The 19,407-nt window shown below is 66.3% G+C and carries 17 protein-coding genes; 8 read left to right on the top strand and 9 right to left on the bottom strand.

Annotated features, from left to right (window positions below; all coding sequences use genetic code 11):
- The first annotated feature begins 47 nt into the window (after nt 1-47).
- Both purM and purN read left to right on the top strand, forming a co-directional pair.
- Nucleotides 48-1,139, top strand: coding sequence for a phosphoribosylformylglycinamidine cyclo-ligase (gene purM / locus ACZ415_RS10035; protein ID WP_344701329.1), 1,092 nt, complete (start codon nt 48-50; stop codon nt 1,137-1,139).
- Nucleotides 1,136-1,891, top strand: coding sequence for a phosphoribosylglycinamide formyltransferase (purN, locus tag ACZ415_RS10030; protein ID WP_344701331.1), 756 nt, complete (start codon nt 1,136-1,138; stop codon nt 1,889-1,891). Before purM ends, purN begins: the two co-directional genes overlap by 4 nt.
- Nucleotides 1,892-1,980: 89 nt before the next feature.
- On the opposite strand, the gene dcd is transcribed toward purN, so the two are convergent.
- The 5 genes from dcd to ACZ415_RS10005 all read right to left on the bottom strand — a co-directional run bounded on the left by dcd (nt 1,981) and on the right by ACZ415_RS10005 (nt 7,360).
- A complete protein-coding gene (gene dcd / locus ACZ415_RS10025) occupies nt 1,981-2,547 on the bottom strand; it encodes a dCTP deaminase (RefSeq protein WP_344701333.1) in 567 nt (188 codons plus the stop codon).
- 49 nt (nt 2,548-2,596) lie between these two features.
- On the bottom strand, nt 2,597-3,397 hold the full coding sequence (apbC, locus tag ACZ415_RS10020) for an iron-sulfur cluster carrier protein ApbC (RefSeq protein WP_344701335.1): 801 nt from the start codon (nt 3,395-3,397) through the stop codon (nt 2,597-2,599).
- A 91-nt stretch (nt 3,398-3,488) separates the two neighbouring features.
- On the bottom strand, nt 3,489-4,319 hold the full coding sequence (locus ACZ415_RS10015; protein WP_344701337.1) for an enoyl-CoA hydratase-related protein: 831 nt from the start codon (nt 4,317-4,319) through the stop codon (nt 3,489-3,491).
- Complete coding sequence (locus tag ACZ415_RS10010) at nt 4,316-6,490, bottom strand: acetate--CoA ligase family protein (RefSeq protein WP_344701339.1); 2,175 nt, start codon at nt 6,488-6,490, stop codon at nt 4,316-4,318. The genes ACZ415_RS10015 and ACZ415_RS10010 overlap by 4 nt, the downstream gene beginning before the upstream one ends.
- Before the next feature lie 54 nt (nt 6,491-6,544).
- Entirely contained in the window at nt 6,545-7,360 is an 816-nt protein-coding gene (locus tag ACZ415_RS10005) for an enoyl-CoA hydratase/isomerase family protein (protein WP_344701341.1), read from the bottom strand.
- A gap of 173 nt (nt 7,361-7,533) precedes the next feature.
- Between ACZ415_RS10005 and ACZ415_RS10000 the strand changes: the two genes are divergently transcribed.
- From ACZ415_RS10000 to ACZ415_RS09990, 3 genes are all read left to right on the top strand, one after another.
- Nucleotides 7,534-8,424, top strand: a complete 891-nt coding sequence (locus ACZ415_RS10000) for a MurR/RpiR family transcriptional regulator (RefSeq protein WP_344701343.1) — start codon at nt 7,534-7,536, stop codon at nt 8,422-8,424.
- Entirely contained in the window at nt 8,421-9,173 is a 753-nt protein-coding gene (locus ACZ415_RS09995) for a glycerophosphodiester phosphodiesterase family protein (protein WP_344701345.1), read from the top strand. Before ACZ415_RS10000 ends, ACZ415_RS09995 begins: the two co-directional genes overlap by 4 nt.
- Before the next feature lie 144 nt (nt 9,174-9,317).
- A complete protein-coding gene (locus tag ACZ415_RS09990; protein WP_344701347.1) occupies nt 9,318-11,036 on the top strand; it encodes a proline--tRNA ligase in 1,719 nt (572 codons plus the stop codon).
- A gap of 306 nt (nt 11,037-11,342) precedes the next feature.
- Here the strand turns inward: ACZ415_RS09990 and ccoM are convergent, their stop codons facing one another.
- Both ccoM and ACZ415_RS09980 read right to left on the bottom strand, forming a co-directional pair.
- Complete coding sequence (gene ccoM, locus ACZ415_RS09985) at nt 11,343-11,459, bottom strand: cytochrome c oxidase subunit CcoM (protein WP_344701349.1); 117 nt, start codon at nt 11,457-11,459, stop codon at nt 11,343-11,345.
- A 167-nt stretch (nt 11,460-11,626) separates the two neighbouring features.
- Entirely contained in the window at nt 11,627-12,151 is a 525-nt protein-coding gene (locus ACZ415_RS09980) for an FKBP-type peptidyl-prolyl cis-trans isomerase (protein WP_344701351.1), read from the bottom strand.
- Between the two features lie 107 nt (nt 12,152-12,258).
- Between ACZ415_RS09980 and ACZ415_RS09975 the strand changes: the two genes are divergently transcribed.
- Nucleotides 12,259-13,623 carry an AmpG family muropeptide MFS transporter gene (locus tag ACZ415_RS09975; protein WP_344701353.1) on the top strand — a complete coding sequence of 455 codons (1,365 nt, stop codon included), beginning with the start codon at nt 12,259-12,261 and terminating at the stop codon, nt 13,621-13,623.
- Here the strand turns inward: ACZ415_RS09975 and ACZ415_RS09970 are convergent.
- Together ACZ415_RS09970 and ACZ415_RS09965 are read right to left on the bottom strand one after the other, a co-directional pair.
- Nucleotides 13,607-15,424: an SEC-C metal-binding domain-containing protein gene (locus ACZ415_RS09970; protein WP_344701355.1), complete on the bottom strand. Its 1,818-nt coding sequence runs from the start codon at nt 15,422-15,424 to the stop codon at nt 13,607-13,609. The genes ACZ415_RS09975 and ACZ415_RS09970 overlap by 17 nt on opposite strands.
- Before the next feature lie 130 nt (nt 15,425-15,554).
- Nucleotides 15,555-16,661, bottom strand: coding sequence for an ABC1 kinase family protein (locus ACZ415_RS09965; protein WP_344701357.1), 1,107 nt, complete (start codon nt 16,659-16,661; stop codon nt 15,555-15,557).
- A 147-nt stretch (nt 16,662-16,808) separates the two neighbouring features.
- Between ACZ415_RS09965 and ACZ415_RS09960 the strand changes: the two genes are divergently transcribed.
- Together ACZ415_RS09960 and ACZ415_RS09955 are read left to right on the top strand one after the other, a co-directional pair.
- On the top strand, nt 16,809-18,722 hold the full coding sequence (locus ACZ415_RS09960) for a DNA topoisomerase III (protein WP_344701359.1): 1,914 nt from the start codon (nt 16,809-16,811) through the stop codon (nt 18,720-18,722).
- 153 nt (nt 18,723-18,875) lie between these two features.
- The gene (locus ACZ415_RS09955) at nt 18,876-19,391 is read left to right on the top strand and encodes an invasion associated locus B family protein (protein ID WP_344701361.1); all 516 of its coding nucleotides are present in this window, start codon (nt 18,876-18,878) and stop codon (nt 19,389-19,391) included.
- Nucleotides 19,392-19,407: the final 16 nt, after the last annotated feature.

The following is a 19,407-nucleotide window of genomic DNA, read 5'->3' as shown; positions in this document are numbered from 1 at the left end:
GCAGGCGCAACCTCCGGCCTTGCCGAATCAGCCCTACAGGACTTGCCATGACCGAGACACCCTCTACCCCACCGGCCCACGCTTCGCTGAGCTACAAAGACGCCGGCGTGGATATTGACGCCGGCAACGCGCTGGTCGAGCGCATCAAACACGTCGCCAAAAGCACCGCACGCCCGGAAGTCATGGGCGGGCTTGGCGGCTTTGGCGCACTGTGCGAGCTGCCCGCCGGCTACCGCCATCCGGTGCTGGTGTCCGGCACCGACGGCGTGGGCACCAAACTACGGCTTGCCATGACGCTTGGCAAACACGACACCATCGGCATTGACCTGGTCGCCATGTGCGTCAACGACCTGATCGTGATCGGCGCCGAGCCGCTGCAGTTTCTTGACTACTATGCCACGGGAAAGCTCGATGTGGATATCGCCGCCGATGTCGTCAGCGGCATCGGTGAAGGCTGCCGCCAGGCCGGCTGCGCGCTGGTGGGCGGCGAAACCGCAGAAATGCCCGGCATGTACGCCGGCAGCGACTACGATCTGGCCGGCTTTTGCGTAGGCGTGGCGGAAAAATCCGCCCTGATTGACGCCTCTCAGGTCAGCGAAGGCGACGCCATTCTAGGGCTCGCCTCGTCCGGCCCGCACTCCAACGGCTACTCGCTGATCCGCAAGATCCTTGACGTCAGCGGCGCCGAGCTGGACACCGCCCTGGGCGACACTACGCTGGGCGAGGCGCTGATGGCCCCCACCCGCATTTACGTCAAACCGCTGCTGTCGCTGGTTCACGCAAGCGACGTTGAGGTTCACGCCCTGTCGCACATTACCGGCGGCGGCCTGACCGAAAACCTGCCGCGCGTGCTGCCCGAGCATCTGGCCGCGCACATTGACACCCAAAGCTGGCCGCGCCCGGCGGTGTTTGACTGGCTCCAGCGCCAGGGCAACGTCGCCGAAGACGAAATGTACCGCGTGCTCAACTGCGGCATCGGCATGGCGCTGGTGGTGCCGGCCGCCCAGGCCGAACAGGCCCGCGCCCACCTGGAAGCCCGGGGCGAAACGGTCTATCGCATCGGTACGGTGGTGCATCGCCAAAACGACGCGCCCGGCGTCGTCCTGGAAAACCTGGCAGACGGGAGCACGCCGGCATGAGCGAACACGAGAGCGATACGCTAAACGACTTCGCCGCCGATGCGGTGACGCCGCCGCGCATCGTGGTGCTGATCTCGGGCAGCGGCAGCAACCTGCAAGCACTGATTGACGCCCAGGAACACGACCGGCTGGGCGGCGGCGAGATTGCCGCCGTGATCGCCAACGTGGCCGACGCCTACGGCCTCAAGCGCGCCCGGGATGCCGGCATCGACGCTGTGGCACTGCCCCACCGGGAGTACGAAAGCCGCGAGGCCTACGACGGCGCGCTGATCAAGGTCATCGAGCGCCACGAGCCCGACTTGATCGTGCTCGCCGGCTTTATGCGCATCCTTACGCCGCGCTTTGTCCAGCGCTTTATCGGCCGGGTGCTCAACATCCACCCGTCGCTGCTGCCAGCCTACCAAGGCCTGAATACCCACGCCCGGGTGCTCGCCGACGGCGTTGCCGAGCACGGCTGCAGCGTGCACTTCGTCACCGAAGAGCTCGACGGCGGGCCGGTAGCCCTGCAGGCCGCGCTCAACGTCACCGCCGATGACTCACCCGCCACGCTAAAGGACAAGGTTCACGCCCGAGAGCATTTGATTCTGCCCATTGCGGTGAGCTGGTTCTTGCAAGGCCGGCTGCGCTTTGACGGCAGCCACGCCACCATGGACGGCGTAGCCCTGCCCGCGCGCGGCATGCGCTTAAGCCACGAAGACGCCGCCGAAGAGCTGGACGAGGACCTGTCCGACGAGGCCGGCGCCGAAGAGTAGCGCCCTCCCGCACAGACGGCGGCGCACGGTGATTGGCCGTGCGCCGCTGCGTGCCTGCCCTGTTACGCTTTCCCGCCTTTTGAAACGGCTCAGGTGCGTGGCAGGGTCACGCCGCGCTGGCCCATGTACTTGCCGCCACGATCCTTGTAGGAGGTCTCGCAGATTTCGTCGGATTCAAGAAACAGCATCTGCGCCACGCCTTCGTTGGCGTAGATGCGCGCCGGCAGGTTGGTGGTGTTGGAAAATTCCAGCGTCACATGGCCTTCCCACTCCGGCTCCAGCGGGGTGACGTTGACGATGATGCCGCAGCGCGCGTAGGTCGACTTGCCCAGACATATCGTCAGCACGCTGCGCGGAATGCGGAAATACTCCACCGTGCGCGCCAGCGCAAAGGAGTTGGGCGGAATCACGCAGACCTCGCCTTTCACATCCACAAAGCTTTTTTCGTCAAAACCCTTGGGGTCCACCACCGCCGAATGGATGTTGGTAAACACCTTGAACTCGTCGGCGCAGCGCACGTCATAGCCGTAGCTTGAAGTGCCGTAGGAAATCACCCGCCGGCCGTTCACGTAGCGCACCTGCTCGGCCTCAAACGGCTCGATCATCGCCTCGCGCTGGGCCATGCGGCGGATCCATCGATCTGATTTTATACTCATAAAGGGGTCTCAACAGGCCCGGACTTTCCCGCCCGGAAGGTGGGCGGGATTACTCGCTGAACGAAATGCTCGGACCCTCGCCCGGCGCCTGATCCATGGAGGCGGCGACCTGGCGCGCCATCTCGGCAAACGTGCGGCTGACGCTGCTGTCCGGCTCGGCCACGACCGACGGCCGGCCGGAATCGGCAAACTCGCGGATCGAAAGACTCAGCGGCAAACGTCCCAGCACCTGGGTGTCGTACTCCTGGGCAATGCTGTCGCCGCCGCCCTCGCCGAAGATAGGCGCTTCGTGGCCGCAGTTTTCGCAGTGGTAAAGGCTCATGTTTTCCACCACGCCAAGCACCGGCACGTTGACCTTGCGAAACATCTCGATGCCCTTGCGCGCGTCCAAAAGCGCGATGTCCTGGGGCGTGGTGACGATCACTGCGCCGGAGACCGGCACCTTCTGAGAAAGCGTCAGCTGAATGTCACCGGTGCCCGGCGGCATGTCGATGAGCAGAAAATCGAGGTTGTCCCAAAGCGTCTGGTTGAGCAGCTGCTGAAAAGCGCCCACGACCATGGGCCCGCGCCATACCATGGGCTCTTTGTTGTCAATCAAAAACGCGATGGACATGGCCTGGATGCCGTGGGCCATCATGGGGTAGAACGCCTGGTCATCTTTGGTAGCAGGCCGCTCGCCCTCTTTTACGCCGAGCATCTGCGCTTGGCTGGGGCCGTAAATGTCGGCGTCGAGCACGCCGACCCGGTAGCCCTGGGCAGAAAGCGCCAGCGCCAGATTGGCCGTAACCGTGGATTTACCCACGCCGCCCTTGCCCGAGGCAACGGCAATCATGTGCTTTACCCCTTCCATTGTGCGCTCCTTGATCAGGTCAGTGCCGGCGTTCGCGCCGGCGGGATATCGCCGCCGATGATACCCCTAAGCCGGCCGGGTATAAACCGGCCTAGCGCTTGGCCATCTTTTCCAGCATGGCGTTGACCGCCTCCAGATGTTCAGGCTCGTTGTGGCACATGCCCTGAAACACCGCGCACTTCTCCAGAAACGGCTTGAGCTCGGCGTCGCCGCCCTCTTTCATCAGCCGCTTGGTCAGCCGGGTGGCTCGGGGCGGCTGCGCGGCAATGCGCCGGGCGTGGGCCATGACGGTATCCATGAGCGCCTCGGGCTCGGTCACCTCCAGCACGATGCCGTATTCTTTGGCCTCGTCAGCGGTGATTATCCGGCCGGAAAGCGTCAGCTCAAAGGCCCGCTGGTAGCCGATCAGGCGCTGCATGAAAAAGGCGCCGCCGTCGCCGGGGATAATCCCCAGGTTCAAAAACGTCTCGCCGAATTTGGCCCGGCTGGAGGCAATGCGCATGTCGGCCATGTTGGCCAGATCGAAGCCGGCGCCGATGGCCGCGCCGTTGACTGCGGCAATCATCGGCACTTCCACCTCGGCCAGCGCCAGCGGAATGCGCTGGATGCCCCGGCGGTAGCGCTCGGCCACCTCGGCGACGTCGCCGGCAAAATCGCCCCGGCGCTCGGCCATGTCCTTGACGTTGCCGCCGGCAGAAAACGTTGAGCCGGCGCCGGTTATCACTAGCACCGAGACATCCTCGCAGCGGTTGACCCACTCGGCCACGGCGACAATATCGTCGATCAGCGCGGTGCCGGTCAGGGCGTTGCGCACGTCGTGGCGGTCAAGGGTCAGGATGGCGATGCGCCCTTCTTGTTCAAGCGTCGCATCGGTCAGTTTGGGTAACGGTATATTTTGCGTTTCAGCGTGTGCGTTGGTCATGGTGCAGACTCCTCATCGGTGGCCAAGAGAATACGCGCATCCACCACGGCATAGCCGTCGGGGTAGGCGATCACCGGATTCAAATCCAGCTCGGTAATATCGGGGTAGGCCTCCATCAGCCGGGAGACGCTCACCAGCAGGTCGATCAGCGCATCCTTGTCGACTCCGGGCGCGCCGCGCACGCCGTCCAGCACGCGCCGGGCCTTGAGCTGCTCCAGCATGCCCGCGGCGTCCTCGCGGCTGAGCGGCGCGGCGCGAAACGCCACGTCTTCCAGCACTTCGACAAGCACCCCGCCCAGGCCAAACATGACCACCGGGCCGAAGGTGTCATCGCGCATCAGCCCCACGATTACCTCCACGCCCTTGGGCGCCATGGGGGTGACGAGCACGCCGTCGATCCGCGCGTGAGAATCATATTCCCGGGCCGAGCGCAGAATGCCGGCGTAGGCCTCGGCCAGTGCCGCCTCGCCTTCCAGGTTCAGCGCCACGCCGCCGGCGTCGGATTTATGAATGATATCCGGGCTGACCACCTTCATCGCCACCGGCGTGCCGGCAAAGACTCGGGCCGCATCCGCCAGCTCGTCGGCGTCACGCACCAGGCGCTCGTCAAGCACGCCAATGCCGTGTTCGGCCAGCAGCGCCTTGGCTTCCGGTTCCAGCAGGCTGCGCCCCTTTGCCCGGGCGCCGGCCACCAGCGCCTGCCCCCGGCTGCCGGGCACGGCGGGCGGCAGCGCCGGGGGAACGGGGCGGTCCAGATACGCGCCGCGCTCGCTCAGCGCAGCCAGCACGCTCACCGCTTTTTCGATGGAGGCATACACCGGCACGCCGGCCGTACGCAGCCGCGTTAGCGCCGGCGGTTTGACCGGGGCATAAAGGCTGTAGACCACCACGGGCTTAACCGCAGTTCCGGCCAGTTCGACCATGGTCTCAGCGCCGCGCATTTCATCATCGGCAAGGGATTCATCGAAACGCCGGGCGTAGCCGCCGAACATGCCCACCAGCAGTACGGCGTCCACGCCGGGATCCGCCGCGACGATCGCCATACAGGTGGCCAGCAGCGCCGGATGCGCATCGGTGGCGCCGGCCACGTCCACCGGGTTGACGGTGGAGGCCTGAGCGGAGAGCGCAGCGCTCAGCCGCGCTTGGCAGTCAGCGGTCAGCGTGGCCAGCTCAAGGCCGGCCTCGGCCAGGCGATCAGCGGCGATGGTGGCCTGGCCGCCGCCGTCGGCGATCACCGCCACGCGCCGCCCCGGCGACCGCTGCAGCTGCCCCAGCCCTTCGGCCACGGGCAGGATATCGTCGGAGTACGGCACCACGTTGACGCCTGCCTGGCGCAGCAGATCCACGGTCATCGGATAGCTGCCGGCCAGTGCGCCGGTGTGCGAGCTGGCCGACTGCTGCCCCTGAGCTGTGGCGCCGGATTTGTACACCACCACCGGTTTGGCCGCGCTGACCTTGCGCGCGGCGTCAAGAAACGCCCGGCCGTCGCGAAACCCTTCAACGTAGAGCGTTGCCACCCGAGTGTGCGGGTCTTCCCCCAGATAGCGCAGGTAGTCATCAAAGCCCAAATCGCTCTGGTTGCCCGGGCCGACGTAGGTGCTAAAGCCCACCTGACCGTGGTGCTCGGCCTCAAGCGCAAGCGACAGCAGCATGTTGCCGGACTGGGAAACCACGCCGATATCTCCGGCGCGCAGATGATCCAGCGCCAGCAAGTTAAACCGATAATGCAGGTTAAACACCCCTGAAGTGTTAGGGCCGATCAGCCGTACGCCGCCGGCCCGGGCGCGGCTGAGCATATCGCGCTCCAGGCGCGCACCTGCCGCACCGGTTTCGCCAAAGCCGCTGGCCAGAATAATTGCGCCTTTGACCCCGCGCCGGCCGCACGCCTCGATAAGCGCCGGCACCGTGGCCGCCGGCGTGCAGATCAGCGCCAGCGCCGGCGCCTTGGGTACGGCCTTGATGTCCGGCCAGGCGCGAACGCCAAGAATCGTATCGGCCTTGGGGTTGACCGGATAGACAGCGCCCGAATAGCCGCCCTGTATCAGTCCCAGCATGGCTTTGTAGCCGCGCTTGGTCGGGTCATTCGACGCGCCAATCACGGCGATACTGGCAGGGGCCAGCAGCGCGTGCAGCGGGCTTTCTTCGAGGCAGGCATCGTCAAAGGGTTTCATGCGGTAGTGGTCCTGTCGGGTACGTTCGTAGGCAAAGTGAAGGGCATGTCGCGCTCAGCGCCCCTGAAAACGCGGGGCGCGCTTGTGGGCGAAGGCGTCCACGCCCTCCTGCCAGTCGGCGGTGGTCGAGCAGGTAAACACCGCGTCCAGCTCCTGCTGCAGATGGCCGTCCAGCGTCTCGGCCGCGCCGAGGTTGACCAGCCGCTTGAGCATGGCCATGGAAACCGGCGCCTGAGCGGCCAGCCGCTCGCCCAGCGCCGCCGCCTGCTCGCCCAGCTCATCGCCGGGATACGCCGCCAGCGCCAGCTGCAGCCGGGCCGCTTCGATGCCGTCGATTTTCTCGCCGGTGTACAAAAGCCGCCGCGCCTGGGCCAGCCCCACCAGCTGCGGCAAAATCTTGGAGACCCCGCCGCCGACACAGGTGCCGATACTGGTTTCGGGAAAGCCGATGCGGGCGTCTTCGGCCATGAGGATGAAGTCGCAGGCCACGGCCATTTCCGCCCCGGCCCCCAGAGCGTAGCCGTTGACCGCGGCGATCACCGGCTTGGGCAGGCGGTAAAGCGCCTCGCACACGTCGTTGCCGCGCTGCAGATAGGCACGCCGCTGGTACAGTGTACGCTCGGCGCCGCCGTGTTCTTTCATGTCCGCCCCGACGCAAAACGCCCGCCCTTCGCCGGTCAGCACCAGCGCGCGGACCCGGCTCTCCCGCCGGGCAAAGGCCAGGGCATCAAGCAGCTCGTCGTAGAGGGTTTCCACCACGGCGTTCAGCCGGTGGGGGCGGTTCAGGCGGATTTCCAGCACGCGGCTGTCGGCCTCGGCCGTTAGCCAGGCAAGGCGCAGGGTGTCGTAGGCGGGCAGCGAATCAGTCATGGTCGGTTTCCGGTTGCAAAAAGGTACGATCGTTTCTCTTTATTCTAAAAAGAAACAATCGTTTCACAACAGCGAGCATAGCCGCGCACCCTCAACGCGTCAATACGGCTGTGTCACGGCGCATTTTTCAGGTACATTCGTGCCAGACCCTTACCCACTAGCCGATAACGCCCATGCCCGATACCGCAACCTCTGCCGAACAGCGCCTCACCGACGTATCGCGCCGCCTAGCGGACATAAGCCCGACGCTGAGCCCCCAGCTGCGCCAGGCAGCCGGCTACGTGCTTGACCATCCGGGCGATGTGGCTTTCCAGTCGGTGCGCGGCTCGGCCGCGGCGGCCAGCGTTACCCCATCAACGCTGGTGCGCCTGGCACGAAAGCTCGGCTTTGACGGCTATGAACCCTTCCGCCACGTCTTTCAGGCTGCGCTTCAGGCCGGCGCCGGCGAGCTGGGCGGCCGCGCCAGCCGGCTCAACCACCACACCCAGACGCGCCCCAACAGCGTCTTCGGTGATATCGGCGAAACGGCGCTGACCAACATCGGCGCGCTGCTCACCGACGATAACCGCGCCCGCATCGAAGCGGCGGCCGCGCAGCTGCTCAGCGCCCGGCGCATTGCCGCTATCGGCTTTCGCGATACCTTTGCCTGCGCCTATCACTTTGCCTACGTCGGGCGCATTGCCATGCCCAACGTCGAGCTGGTGCGCGGTCAGGAAGGCGGCCTGCTGACCGAGCTTGCAACGTTCGCCGAGCAGGATATCGCCGTGGTTTTCGGCTTTGCGCCCTACTGCGCCGAGACCCTGCGCGCGCTGGATGTGCTGCACCGGGCGGGCTGCCGGCTTATCGTGGTGACCGATACGCTGGCGTCGCCGCTGGTGCCCCCAGCCAACCTGGCGTTCAATCTGGCCACCGAAACGCCGCATTTTTTCCCCTCGATTGTGGCGGCGATTACGCTGATCGAAGCCGTGCTGGCCGAGTGCGTAGCCCAGGGGCCGGAAAACATGGTGGACAACGTCAGCCGTTTCGAGCAGCGCATGCGCACCCTTGGGGCCTACGTCGAATGAACCCGGCGCACCCGGCCGTTGCCCTGCCGCCGGTGATTGGCCACCGGGGCTACAGCGCCCGGGCGCCGGAGAACACGCTGTCTGCGGTGATTGAGACCCGCCGCGCCGGGGTGCGCTGGGTAGAGCTTGACGCGCAGCTGCTGGGCGACGCCACGCCGGTGATCTGGCACGACCGCGACGTCGGCCGCTGCTCAAACGGCCGCAGGCGACTCATCGACTTGACCCGGGAAGACGCCGCCCGGCTGGACGCCGGGCGCTGGTTTGGCAACGCGTTTGCCGGCGAACCCATGGCCACCCTCGACGAAATGCTGGCCCTGCTGGATGAGCTTGACATGGGGCTGAACCTGGAGCTCAAGGTCAATCGCGGCCACGACCCGGCAGTGCTGGCGCACCGGGCGGTACCCGAGGCCATGCGCCGCCTGCCGCCGGAGCGTTTGATCGTGTCATCGTTCAGCGCCCGCGCGCTGGCCGCCGCCCGGAACATCGCCCCGCCCCGCCGGCTGGCGCTGGGCACGCTGTATAAGCGGCTTCCCGTTGACTGGCGCCGCCGCTGTGAGGCCATCGACGCCTTCAGCGTGCATCTGGACTGGCGCTACGCCACGCGCGCTCAGCTCGTAGCGATTCGTCGGGCGGGCTACGCCGCTGTCTGCTATACCGTCAACGAGCCGGCGGCGTTTGCCCGATACCGGGCGTGGGGCGCGGCCAGCGTCATCAGCGATGACCCGGCAGCGTTTCTGCCGGCCGGGTAACAGCGCGGCACGCCGTTACCGCCCGGCGCTTCACCGTCTTGGTTTTCCACCGTACAATGGCCTGCATTCCATGCCGCCCTGCCGGTCGCGGCGTTTTCGTGCTCTACGCTTACTGTCTGCCAGTCTTAAGGATTCCCTGTTCCCATGCGCGCCAGCCAACTGTTGATTGCCACCCTCAAAGAAACCCCGGCGGATGCCGAAGTCACCAGCCACCAGCTGATGCTGCGCGCGGGCATGATCCGCCGGCTGACCTCGGGCCTTTACACCTGGCTGCCGCTGGGGCTGAAAACCCTGCGCAAGGTTGAAGCCGTGGTGCATGAAGAAATGGATCGCGCCGGCGCCCAGGAAGTGCTGATGCCCGCGGTGCAGCCTGCCGAGCTGTGGGAAGAGTCCGGCCGCTGGGACGAATACGGCCCTGAGCTTCTGCGGCTGAAAGACCGCCACGCGCGCGACTACTGCGTCGGCCCCACCCACGAAGAAGTCATTACCGATCTGGTGCGCAAGGAAATCGCCAGCTATAAGCAGCTGCCGATGAACTTCTACCAGATTCAGACCAAGTTCCGCGATGAGATCCGCCCGCGCTTCGGGGTCATGCGCTCACGCGAGTTTGTCATGAAGGACGCCTACTCTTTCCACGTGGACGAAGCGTCGCTCAAAGACACCTATCAGGCCATGTACGACGCCTACACGCGCATTTTCACCCGGCTGGGGTTGGCGTTTCGCCCGGTAATTGCCGACAACGGCTCCATCGGCGGCACCGGCTCCCACGAGTTTCACGTGCTGGCGGATTCCGGCGAGGACGCCATCGTCTTTTCTACCGGCTCCGACTACGCCGCCAACATGGAAAAGGCCGAAGCGCTGCCCGCGCCCAGGGGCAGCGACGCCGAGCGCGCGGCACCTGCCGAAGAACTGCGCCTGGTGGATACCCCGGACGCCAAAACCATCGCCGCGCTGGTCGAGCAGTTTGACCTGCCCATCGAAAAAACCGTCAAGACCCTGATGGTACACGCAGCCGAAGGCGGCCTGGTGGCGCTGATTATCCGCGGCGACCACACGCTCAACGACGTCAAGGCAGAAAACCTGCCCCAGGTGGCCGCGCCGCTTGTCATGGCAAGCGAAGAGGAAATCCGCGCGGCGGTGGGCGCAGGGCCGGGCTCGCTTGGCCCGGTTGAGCTTGCCATGCCGATCGTTATCGACCGCAGCGTCGCACTGATGAGCGACTTTGCCGCCGGTGCCAACGTCGAAGGCAAGCACTACTTCGGCATCAACTGGGAGCGCGACGCCGCCCTGCCCGAGACGGCCGACCTGCGCAACGTGGTGGAAGGCGACCCCTCGCCGGACGGCCACGGCACCCTTGCCATCAAACGCGGCATCGAGGTGGGCCACGTTTTCCAGCTGGGGCAGAAATACTCCGAGGCCATGAACGCCACGGTGCTCGGCGACAGCGGCAAAACCCTGCATCCGTGGATGGGCTGCTACGGCATCGGCGTGACCCGGGTGGTGGCCGCCGCCATCGAGCAGAATCACGACGCCGCGGGCATCATCTGGCCCGACGCCATCGCGCCGTTTCAGGTCGCACTGGTGCCGATGAACGCGCACAAGTCCCAGCGCGTGCGCGAAGAGGCCGAGAAGCTCTATGAGTCGCTGAAAAGTGCCGGCTTCGATGTGCTGCTCGACGACCGCGACACCCGCCCCGGAGTCAAGTTTGCCGACCTGGAGCTGATGGGTATTCCCCACCGCATCGTCATCGGCGATCGCGGGCTGGACAGCGGCGAGCTTGAATACAAGGGCCGCCGGGACAGCGACGTCACCATGACCCCGGCAGAGCACATCGTCGATTTTCTCAAACAAAAAACGGCGTAAGGGCGTACAAAGAATAGAAAGTACCGGCTTCGCCCGCGCTCGGCTGATCGTCACCGAGCGCGGGCAGGCCTGCCTCAAGCGCGCATTACACGGTTTTTCAGCACAAAAAAGCCGGCTCCGAAGAGCCGGCGACTGAAAGCCTCGGCATGTCCCTTGGCTTTCTCCCTGACGACTGGTGATTACCAGTAACGCTTTTTTTTACCCCCTACTGCTCCTGGCCTGCCGTGCTACCCCGCACGGCAGGCTTGCCTGTGCCTGTGCCTGTTTACCTGTGCCTGTTTACCTGTGCCGGCACGGCGCGCTTGCTCAGCGCTTACCTTTACGGCGATGATCGCGCACGATAAAGGCAATCCATCCGCCCATGAACGTAATCATCATACCGACAGTGACCAAACCGAAAATAACGGCATCATCCCAATACATAGCCTTCTCCTGCCGCGATGTGTTGACGCCATGGTAGGCAGGAGGCAGCCACCAAAACCTGACGTGGATCAACTCTTGCCTTTGCCCGGGCGCACGCCGCACGGCGGCTTGATCCACATCAACTTTGCGCTTAGCGGGCTACGTTAATCGCGCCGGGGGCAACCTCGCTAGAGCACTTTGCGATCCTCAACGCTTGACGCTTCGATTTCCGGGGCGAGCGGGTGGCCTTTGGCCAGCTCCGCCCGGGTAGCATCGCGCACCTCCAGGATGCGCACGTCGTAGCGCAGCGTCTGCCCGGCCAGCGGATGGTTGGTATCCACCGTGATCTGATCGCCGTCGACGGCCAAAACGGTCACAACCTGGGGGCCGGCCTCGCCTTCGGTCTGAAAGCGGCGGCCCGGCACCGGCTCAGCGGTGCCAAACGCCTCGCGCCCGACCTGACGAACCAGCGCCTCGTCACGCTCGCCGTAGGCGTCGGCGGGAGCCAGCGTTATACGCGCCTCATCCCCCGGCCGGTAGCCGGCAAGGGCGTGCTCAAGGCCCGGCAGGATGTTGTCGTGGCCGTGCAAATAGTATAGCGGCTGCCCTCGCGCAGCGGAGTCGTCAAGCACCCGGGCGGGGTCGGCCTCCGGGGTCGCTAACTGTTCGAGTATGTAGTGCAGGCTGACGACGCGGTGGGCGGCAATCGACATGAAAAACTCCTCTCCGGTAAGCTGTCGGCGGTTTCAGCCGTGGCAGTGTAACACTGACGCGACCTGCGCTCGTTTTGTTGTTTTCCCGTCGAGGAGCTTCTATTTCCATGCCCGTTCTTCAGGCCCGGCGCAGCTGGCGCGAATCCCTAGCCGTTTACGCCCGCGCGCCGGTGATCACCATGCTGTTTCTGGGCTTTTCCGCCGGCCTGCCGTTTTTGCTGGTGTTCTCCACGCTTTCCGCCTGGCTGAGAAGTGCCGGGGTGGAAGTCGCGGCCATCGGTTTTTTTGCCTGGGTCGGCATGCTCTATTCCATCAAGTTCTTCTGGGCGCCGGTGGTGGATCGCGTCAAACTGCCGCTGCTGACGCGGCTACTGGGCCAGCGGCGCAGCTGGATGCTGCTCGCCCAGGCCATCATCGCCGCCGGCCTTGTCGGCCTTGCCGCCACGCCGCCGCTGGGCAACCTTGGCTGGGTAGCGGGCTTTGCCCTGCTGGTGGCGTTCGGCTCAGCCACCCAGGACATCGCCATCGACGCCTTTCGCATCGAATCCGCCGCCGACGATAATCAAGCGGCCATGGCCTCGACCTACATCATCGGCTATCGCGGCGGGCTTTTGGCCGCCGGCGCCGGCGCGCTGTACGTGGCCTCGGCGCTCTCCTGGCACGCCGCCTACCTGACCATGGCGGCACTGGTGGGCGTGGGCATGGTGGCGGTGCTGGTACGCCCCGAGCCCCGGCGCCTGGCCGCCGGCGACAGGCCCGTGCTGGAGCCTCGGGTACGCGCGTTTCTGCGTAAAACCCGCCATCGGCCCCGGCTTTGGCGTCACCTCGGCGCCTGGGTGATCGGCGCGCTGGTGTGCCCGTTCACCGACTTTTTCGTGCGCCACGGCGTCAAAGCGCTGGCGCTGCTGGCGTTTGTCGCGGTGTTTCGCGTAAGCGATCTGGCCATGGCGTCCATGGCCAACCCGCTGTATATCGATCTGGGCTTTTCTTTGGCAACCATTGCCAACGTTACCAACGTTTTCGGCATTGTGATGAGCATCGGCGGCGGCGTGCTCGGCGGGCTTTTGGTGGTGCGCTACGGCATCGGGCGAATGCTGGTAGTGGGGGCCTTGCTCACCATGCTGACCAACCTTTTGTTCGTCGCCCTGGCGCTTGCCGGCGACCGACTGCCGATGCTGGTGATGACGATTATCGGCGACAACCTGGCCAACGGGCTGGCAAGCGCGGTGTTTATCGCTTTTTTATCGAGCCTGACGTCCCGGGCCTACACCGCCACCCAGTACGCGCTTTTCTCCTCGCTGATGACGCTGCCGGGCAAGTTTTTGAGCGGCTTCGGCGGGCTGGTGGTAGGCGCCCAGGGCTACGCCGGCTTTTTTACCCTGGCCTCGCTGCTGGGCATCCCTGCCGTGCTGCTGGCGATCTGGGTCAGCCGCGATCTGTTCGCCGCGTCACCGGCTAGCGGCGCGCGCTAAGCCAGGCAAGCGCGCCGGGGGTGGTGCGCCACTGATCGCGCATCAGCGTGCGGTACTGCCAGGCCTCGGCCTTGGTCCCGGGGTCGATGCGCCCGGCCTTGTCCGGCAGCACCGGGCGCGGGCTTTCAGCACACAGCATCGAAAGCGCGTAGCGGCTGTAGCGCTTGACCTCGGCCAGCGCGGCCTCGGCCTGCTCCCAGCGCTCCAGGCGATACAGCGCCAGGGTGCGCCCCATGAGAATCGTAAGCCACAGCGAGCCGTCGTCTTCGGCGCTGTCGGCCAGCGCCAGCGCCTCCCGGTTGCGCGCGTCGCGCAGCAGCTGGTCGAGCACCAGCTCGCGCAGCCCCAGGCGGTCTTCGCGGTTGATGGCCAGCAGCTGCTCGGCGAGCCTTCGCGAGTGCTCGCGGGCGCCGCGCTCCATCCCCACCACCAGCGCCAGCCCGGTGCGCAGCAAAAAGGCATTGTCGCCGTCGTCCCAGCACAGGCTGCCCGCGCCCTCGGCACGGGCCTGTTCCAGCCAGCGCGAAAGCCTTCGCGCCAGCGGCTCCAAAAGGCTTGGCGCCATCCACGGCAGGCTGCCAAAGCGGCTGGTCAGCGCAAGCGTTACGTCCTGCACCACCTGGGGCGAGTCCAGCCATTCGGGGTTGGCGCAAAGCGCCGACATCCATTCCACGGCGTTGCCCCAGGGGTCATCGCGAAATCCCAGCGCCATGTCTTCGTCAACCATCACCTGAAAAACCTCGTGCCAGGCAGCAAACAGCGTGCCTTCACGGGCGCTTTCGCGGTATTCGATACGCTGACGGTCGACGTCAGCGCGCAGATCAAGCTTGGGCGCGACGGGCAGCGCCGCCAGCAGCGACTGCAGGCTGATCAGCGGCGTGGCGAGATCTTCCTCGGCGCTGAGCAGCTGATCGGCCAGAGTGGCGCCGGGGTTGTCGGCCAGCGCGGCAAGAAAGTCGAGCTGGTCTTCGTCCAGCTCGCCCTGACGCAAAAGCCGGCGATACCAGAAATCCGCCCGCTCCCGGGCTTCTTCTTCGTGGCCTTCGTGGAGCAGCAGCATCGCTTCGATGTAGGCAAGCGTAGGCGAGTCCGGCAGCGCCTGCTGGGCACGCACAAAGGCCGTCCGGGCGCTGTCGAGGTCGTCGTTGTCCAGATGCGCCAGGCACAACCGTTCCAGGGCCACGCCGCGCAAGAACAGCGGCCCGCGCTTGAGCACTTCGTCCAAAAGCTCGCGGCGCTTGCGGGTAAAACCGCGTTCCTGGAACAGATCGAGCAAAATCTCGAACGCCGGCTCGGCCTGCTCCGGCAGGCGCGACCAGTCGCGGCGGTCGAAAAGCGATTCCAGTATCTGCATGGCACGGCCGGTCTGGCCGCTTTCCGCGGCGACCAGCCCGGCTTCCAGCAGCGCCTGAGCCGGGGCCTCGCCGCTGTCGAGGGCGGCCTTGAGCGTGGCCCCCTTCCACTCGCGCAGCGACAGCATCCACATCATCTGCGCGGGAATTTCCGTGGGAAAATCCACCCGGTAGCAGCAGTGCTTGTATGGGCGTCCGGAATCGCACCAGCACGGCTCGTGGCGGCCGGGCTCAGCCAGCGGCTCGCTGGCAAAACCCAGCCGCACCAGCGGCGTCTGCGACCAGAGCACCGGCGCCAGCGCCTGCGGCGTGGCGGCGTCGCCGTTGAAATAGTCTCCCCCTTCGGCGCGCACCCAGATCATGAAATCCGGGTAGTGCTCCTTTTGCCTGATGGCCGCAAGCGCCGCCGAGGCAAAATTCAGCAGCTGATCGACCCATACCGCCAGCATTGCCGTCTCCATCGTCTTTGACCGGCGCAAAAGGCCGCGTATAAAGCGCCGTAGTCTAGCATGACCGCGCGCCGCTACGCAGGGGTGAGAAGCGGATCGTGAAGGGGGATCAAGGGCCGTGAACCAGGCATCAAGAATAGGCGCGCGCCCAGCGCAGCAGCGGCTGGCAGCGCCTTTGCATGTCGAGCCTGGCGCCCAGGCGCACCATGTTCCAGTAGTGGCCGTTAAGCGCCCGGGACAGCAGCAGCGTATCCGCCGGCGGCTGCAGGCGGTCCATGGCCGCCCATACCCGGGGCGAGAGCGCGCGCAGGCGGCGGTGCACGCGCACGTCGGCAAAGTCCTGCTCGCCCGGCGCAAACAGCGGGGCTACCGCCTCGGGCACCGGGATTACGGCGCCAAAATCGTAGATAATCAGCCGCGAGTCGTCGTCCACGGCGAAGTTGCCGGCATGGGGGTCGGCGTGGAGCTCGCCGTAGGTGAAAAGCTCCTCGGTCAGCCAGTCGGCCAGGGTCGTGGCCGCCTGCTGGCGCGCCTTATCGCCGGCGACTTCATCCAGAGGCGTGCCGGGCAGGTAGCGCATGGCCAGCACGCGTTCGCCGCAAAGCGCCTCGACCGGCTCGGGAATGCAAAGCCGCGGCTCGTGACGGTAGCGTTCGCGGTAGCGGGCAAGGGTTTGCGCCTCGGCGCGGTAGTCCAGCTCGTCGCGCAACCCCGCGGCCAGCTCCTCGAACAGCGCGTCCAGCCGCGACGCCGATACCTTGAGCCAGCGGCCCAGCCGCATTATCCGCTTGACCTGGCGCAGATCCCCTTCCAGAGCGTCGGCCAGGCCCGGGTACTGCACCTTGAGCACCAGAGTTTCGCCGTTTCGGGTCACGGCCTTGTGCACCTGCCCCATGGAGGCGCTGGCGAAAGGCTGCGGTTCGATATGACGAAAGCAGGCGTCGAGATCACCGTACTCGGCGACCAGCGTCTCGCGGATGCGCGGCCAGGGCATGGGCTCGGCCTGGCGCTGCAGGCGCGCCAGCTGCTCGGCCAGCTCCGGCGGCAGCACGTCGTCCCACTGGGCCACGATCTGTGCGAGCTTCATGGCCGGGCCGCGCAGTTCGGAAAGCCCGTCAAACAGCGCCTCGCCCAGCGCGTTCCAGTCGGCGCTGCCGGCCATGCGGTTTTTCAACACCGCGCCGCCGGTGCGCGCGCCGAGCCCGAATAGCCGCCGCGTTCTGCCGCGTTCACGCATGGTTTCTTCCTCAATGGAGCATATCGTACAAAAGCTATACGATAAGCGCGCAAAAGCAAAGCCCCGTCGACCGCTGTCTGCACGGCCGGAGCCGCCCGACTCTGCTATGATGCCGCGCTGTCCTCTTTTTCTGCCCGAGTGCGTGCGATGCGTTTGATCATTGCCGAAAAACCCAGCCTTGCCCGCGCCATTGCCGATGCGCTGCCCGACCGCGCACGGAAGGAAGACGGCGCGCTGTACGCCGGCGACACCGCGGTGACCTGGTGTCTGGGCCATCTGCTGGAACAGGCCCCGCCCGAAACCTACCACAGCGCCGACAAGCAGTGGCGCCTCGATCGCTTGCCCATTGTGCCGGCGGCGTTCCAGCACGTGCCCAGGCCCAAGGCCCGTGGCCAGCTCGCGGTGATCCGCAGGCTGCTGAAAAAGGCCGATACGGTGGTTCACGCCGGCGACCCGGACCGCGAAGGCCAGCTGCTGGTGCAGGAAGTGATCGAATACCTGGGCTATCGCGGGCCGGTCAAGCGCCTTTTGGTCAACGACTTGAACCGCCCGGCGGTCAAAAAAGCGCTGGGACAGCTGCACGATAACGCCGAGTTTGCCCCGCTGTACCGCGCTGCCCGCACGCGCTCCCAGGCAGACTGGCTGTACGGCATCAACCTGACCCGGGCCTGGACGCTCACCGGCCGCCAGGCCGGCCACAGCGGCGTGCTTTCCGTAGGCCGGGTGCAAACCCCGGTGCTGGGGCTGATCGTGCGCCGGGACGCCGCCATTCGCGCGTTTGTGCCCTACCCGTTCTATCCGCTGTGGGTCGATGCGCGCGTTGCCGGCGGCGAGCTGCGCGCCTGGTGGGTGCCCCAAAATACCCACCGGCTGGACGACAGGGGCCGGCTGCTGGAGCGCGCCCCGGCGGATGCCCTGGCCGACGCGCTGCCCGGCCGCGAAGGCCGGGTGGCGGCGCTCAGCCAGCAGAAAAAGCGCCAGGCGCCGCCGCTGCCCTACTCGCTGTCGGCGCTGCAGGTGGACGCTGCCCGGCGCTACGGCCTTTCCGCCAAGGCGGTGCTGGACACCTGCCAAGCGCTTTACGAGCGTCACCGGCTGATCACCTACCCGCGCTCGGACTGCCGCTACCTGCCCCGGGCGCATCTGGCTGAGGCCCGGCAAACGCTTGCCGGCGCCTGCCGGACGGACGCCACGCTCAAGGAATGGTTCGACGGCGCCGACTTCAGCCTGCGCTCGAAAGCCTGGAACGATAGCAAGGTTGGCGCTCACCACGCCCTGGCGCCCAGCGGCAAGGCGCCGAACTTTGATCAGCTGTCCGCCGCTGAGAGTAAGGTGTTTCGGCTGATTGCGCGCAACCTGCTGGCCCAGTTCTACCCGCCGCTTGTCACCTTCGAGACCAGGGCCGAGCTGTCCATCGCCGATGAAACCTTCCGCGCCGGCGGCCAGCAGGTGCTGACCCCGGGCTGGAAGCCGCTGTTTACCACCCGGGAAGAAGCCCCGCCGCTGCCGCCGCTCAAGGAGGGAGAAACGTGCCGGGCCACCGCCGCCGGCGTTGAAACGCGCGAGACCCGCCCGCCGGAGCCGTTTACCGACGCCAGCCTGATCAAAGCGATGATGAACATTGGCCGCTACGTCGACGACTCGGCGGTCAAGCGCACCCTGCGCGACACCGACGGCCTGGGCACCGAGGCCACCCGGGCGGGCATTATCGAAACCCTGGTGACCCGCGGATACCTGGTACGCCGGCAAAAAGCCCTGCGCGCCACCCGCCTGGGCGCAGCGCTGATCGGCGCGCTGCCCGAGGCCGTGGCCGCTCCTGCACGCACCGCGCTTTGGGAGCAGCGCCTGGGCGCTATTGCCGAGGGCCGAGAAGACGCCGGCACCTTTCAGCAGGCGCTGATCGACGATCTGCGCGGCCTGCTGGCCCAAAGCGACGCCGGACGGCTGCGCGAAAGCCTGCAAACCGCGCAGGGAGAGGCCGTAACGGCACGCCCCGGCGCCGGCGCTCGGGGCACAACGCCGGGCAAAAAAACGGCGCGACGCGCTGCACGCCGGCGCTAGCCAGGAGCAACGCTTGCATTGTGCAGCGCCGCTCGGGCATTCTGGCGGCCACTCTGCGCCTATCGCTCACGCCTGCTCGCCAGCGCTGTCAAACCGGCGGCCTGCGCACATAGCGGCACGGCGTTTCTCTTGATAACAAGGAGTTCTCGCTTGATGATAAAACAGATCGCGCTCCCGCTTCTCACCGCCGGACTGTCAGGCCTGATGGCCCTATCGCCGACGGCGCACGCCCAGCGTTCAGCCCCGGCCATGGACACCGAAACCTTTCAGGCCTGGGAGGTCAGCTGCCCGGCCGGCGCACCCCAAGGCGGCTGCACCATGTCCCAGACCGTCGAAGACGCCAGCGGCGAGCCGGTCGTGCAGGTCGTTGTGGGTAATCCGCCGCAGCTGGACAGCGCCGCCATGACCGTACTGACGCCGCTGGGCGTGCGCCTGGCCCCCGGCCTGCAGCTGCAGGTCGGCCGCCAGGAGCCGGTGGGCGTGCCCTACCAGGTATGTCTGCCCCAGGGCTGCCGAGCCGATCTGCCGCTGCGCCCGGATCTGCTGTCTCAGCTCAAGGGCGGCAGCACCGCCACGGTCAGCCTGATCGATCCCAACGGCGAGCGCCTGGATCTGGACGTATCGCTGATGGGCTTCACCGCTGCCAAGCAGCGCGTTGACGCGCAGTAAGCCGTCCACCACCGGC

The organism is Halomonas cibimaris (assembly GCF_055379665.1).
Note: the sequence above shows the minus strand (reverse complement) of the source record. Positions and strands in the feature narration are given on the sequence as shown.

What these genes read in the sequence shown, in the direction of transcription:
- purM (WP_344701329.1), top strand. Translation starts at nt 48, where the DNA reads ATGACCGAGACACCCTCTACCCCACCGGCCCACGCTTCGCTGAGCTAC.
- purN (WP_344701331.1), top strand. Translation starts at nt 1,136, where the DNA reads ATGAGCGAACACGAGAGCGATACGCTAAACGACTTCGCCGCCGATGCG.
- dcd (WP_344701333.1), bottom strand. Translation starts at nt 2,547, where the DNA reads ATGAGTATAAAATCAGATCGATGGATCCGCCGCATGGCCCAGCGCGAG.
- apbC (WP_344701335.1), bottom strand. Translation starts at nt 3,397, where the DNA reads ATGGAAGGGGTAAAGCACATGATTGCCGTTGCCTCGGGCAAGGGCGGC.
- ACZ415_RS10015 (WP_344701337.1), bottom strand. Translation starts at nt 4,319, where the DNA reads ATGACCAACGCACACGCTGAAACGCAAAATATACCGTTACCCAAACTG.
- ACZ415_RS10010 (WP_344701339.1), bottom strand. Translation starts at nt 6,490, where the DNA reads ATGAAACCCTTTGACGATGCCTGCCTCGAAGAAAGCCCGCTGCACGCG.
- ACZ415_RS10005 (WP_344701341.1), bottom strand. Translation starts at nt 7,360, where the DNA reads ATGACTGATTCGCTGCCCGCCTACGACACCCTGCGCCTTGCCTGGCTA.
- ACZ415_RS10000 (WP_344701343.1), top strand. Translation starts at nt 7,534, where the DNA reads ATGCCCGATACCGCAACCTCTGCCGAACAGCGCCTCACCGACGTATCG.
- ACZ415_RS09995 (WP_344701345.1), top strand. Translation starts at nt 8,421, where the DNA reads ATGAACCCGGCGCACCCGGCCGTTGCCCTGCCGCCGGTGATTGGCCAC.
- ACZ415_RS09990 (WP_344701347.1), top strand. Translation starts at nt 9,318, where the DNA reads ATGCGCGCCAGCCAACTGTTGATTGCCACCCTCAAAGAAACCCCGGCG.
- ccoM (WP_344701349.1), bottom strand. Translation starts at nt 11,459, where the DNA reads ATGTATTGGGATGATGCCGTTATTTTCGGTTTGGTCACTGTCGGTATG.
- ACZ415_RS09980 (WP_344701351.1), bottom strand. Translation starts at nt 12,151, where the DNA reads ATGTCGATTGCCGCCCACCGCGTCGTCAGCCTGCACTACATACTCGAA.
- ACZ415_RS09975 (WP_344701353.1), top strand. Translation starts at nt 12,259, where the DNA reads ATGCCCGTTCTTCAGGCCCGGCGCAGCTGGCGCGAATCCCTAGCCGTT.
- ACZ415_RS09970 (WP_344701355.1), bottom strand. Translation starts at nt 15,424, where the DNA reads ATGCTGGCGGTATGGGTCGATCAGCTGCTGAATTTTGCCTCGGCGGCG.
- ACZ415_RS09965 (WP_344701357.1), bottom strand. Translation starts at nt 16,661, where the DNA reads ATGCGTGAACGCGGCAGAACGCGGCGGCTATTCGGGCTCGGCGCGCGC.
- ACZ415_RS09960 (WP_344701359.1), top strand. Translation starts at nt 16,809, where the DNA reads ATGCGTTTGATCATTGCCGAAAAACCCAGCCTTGCCCGCGCCATTGCC.
- ACZ415_RS09955 (WP_344701361.1), top strand. Translation starts at nt 18,876, where the DNA reads ATGATAAAACAGATCGCGCTCCCGCTTCTCACCGCCGGACTGTCAGGC.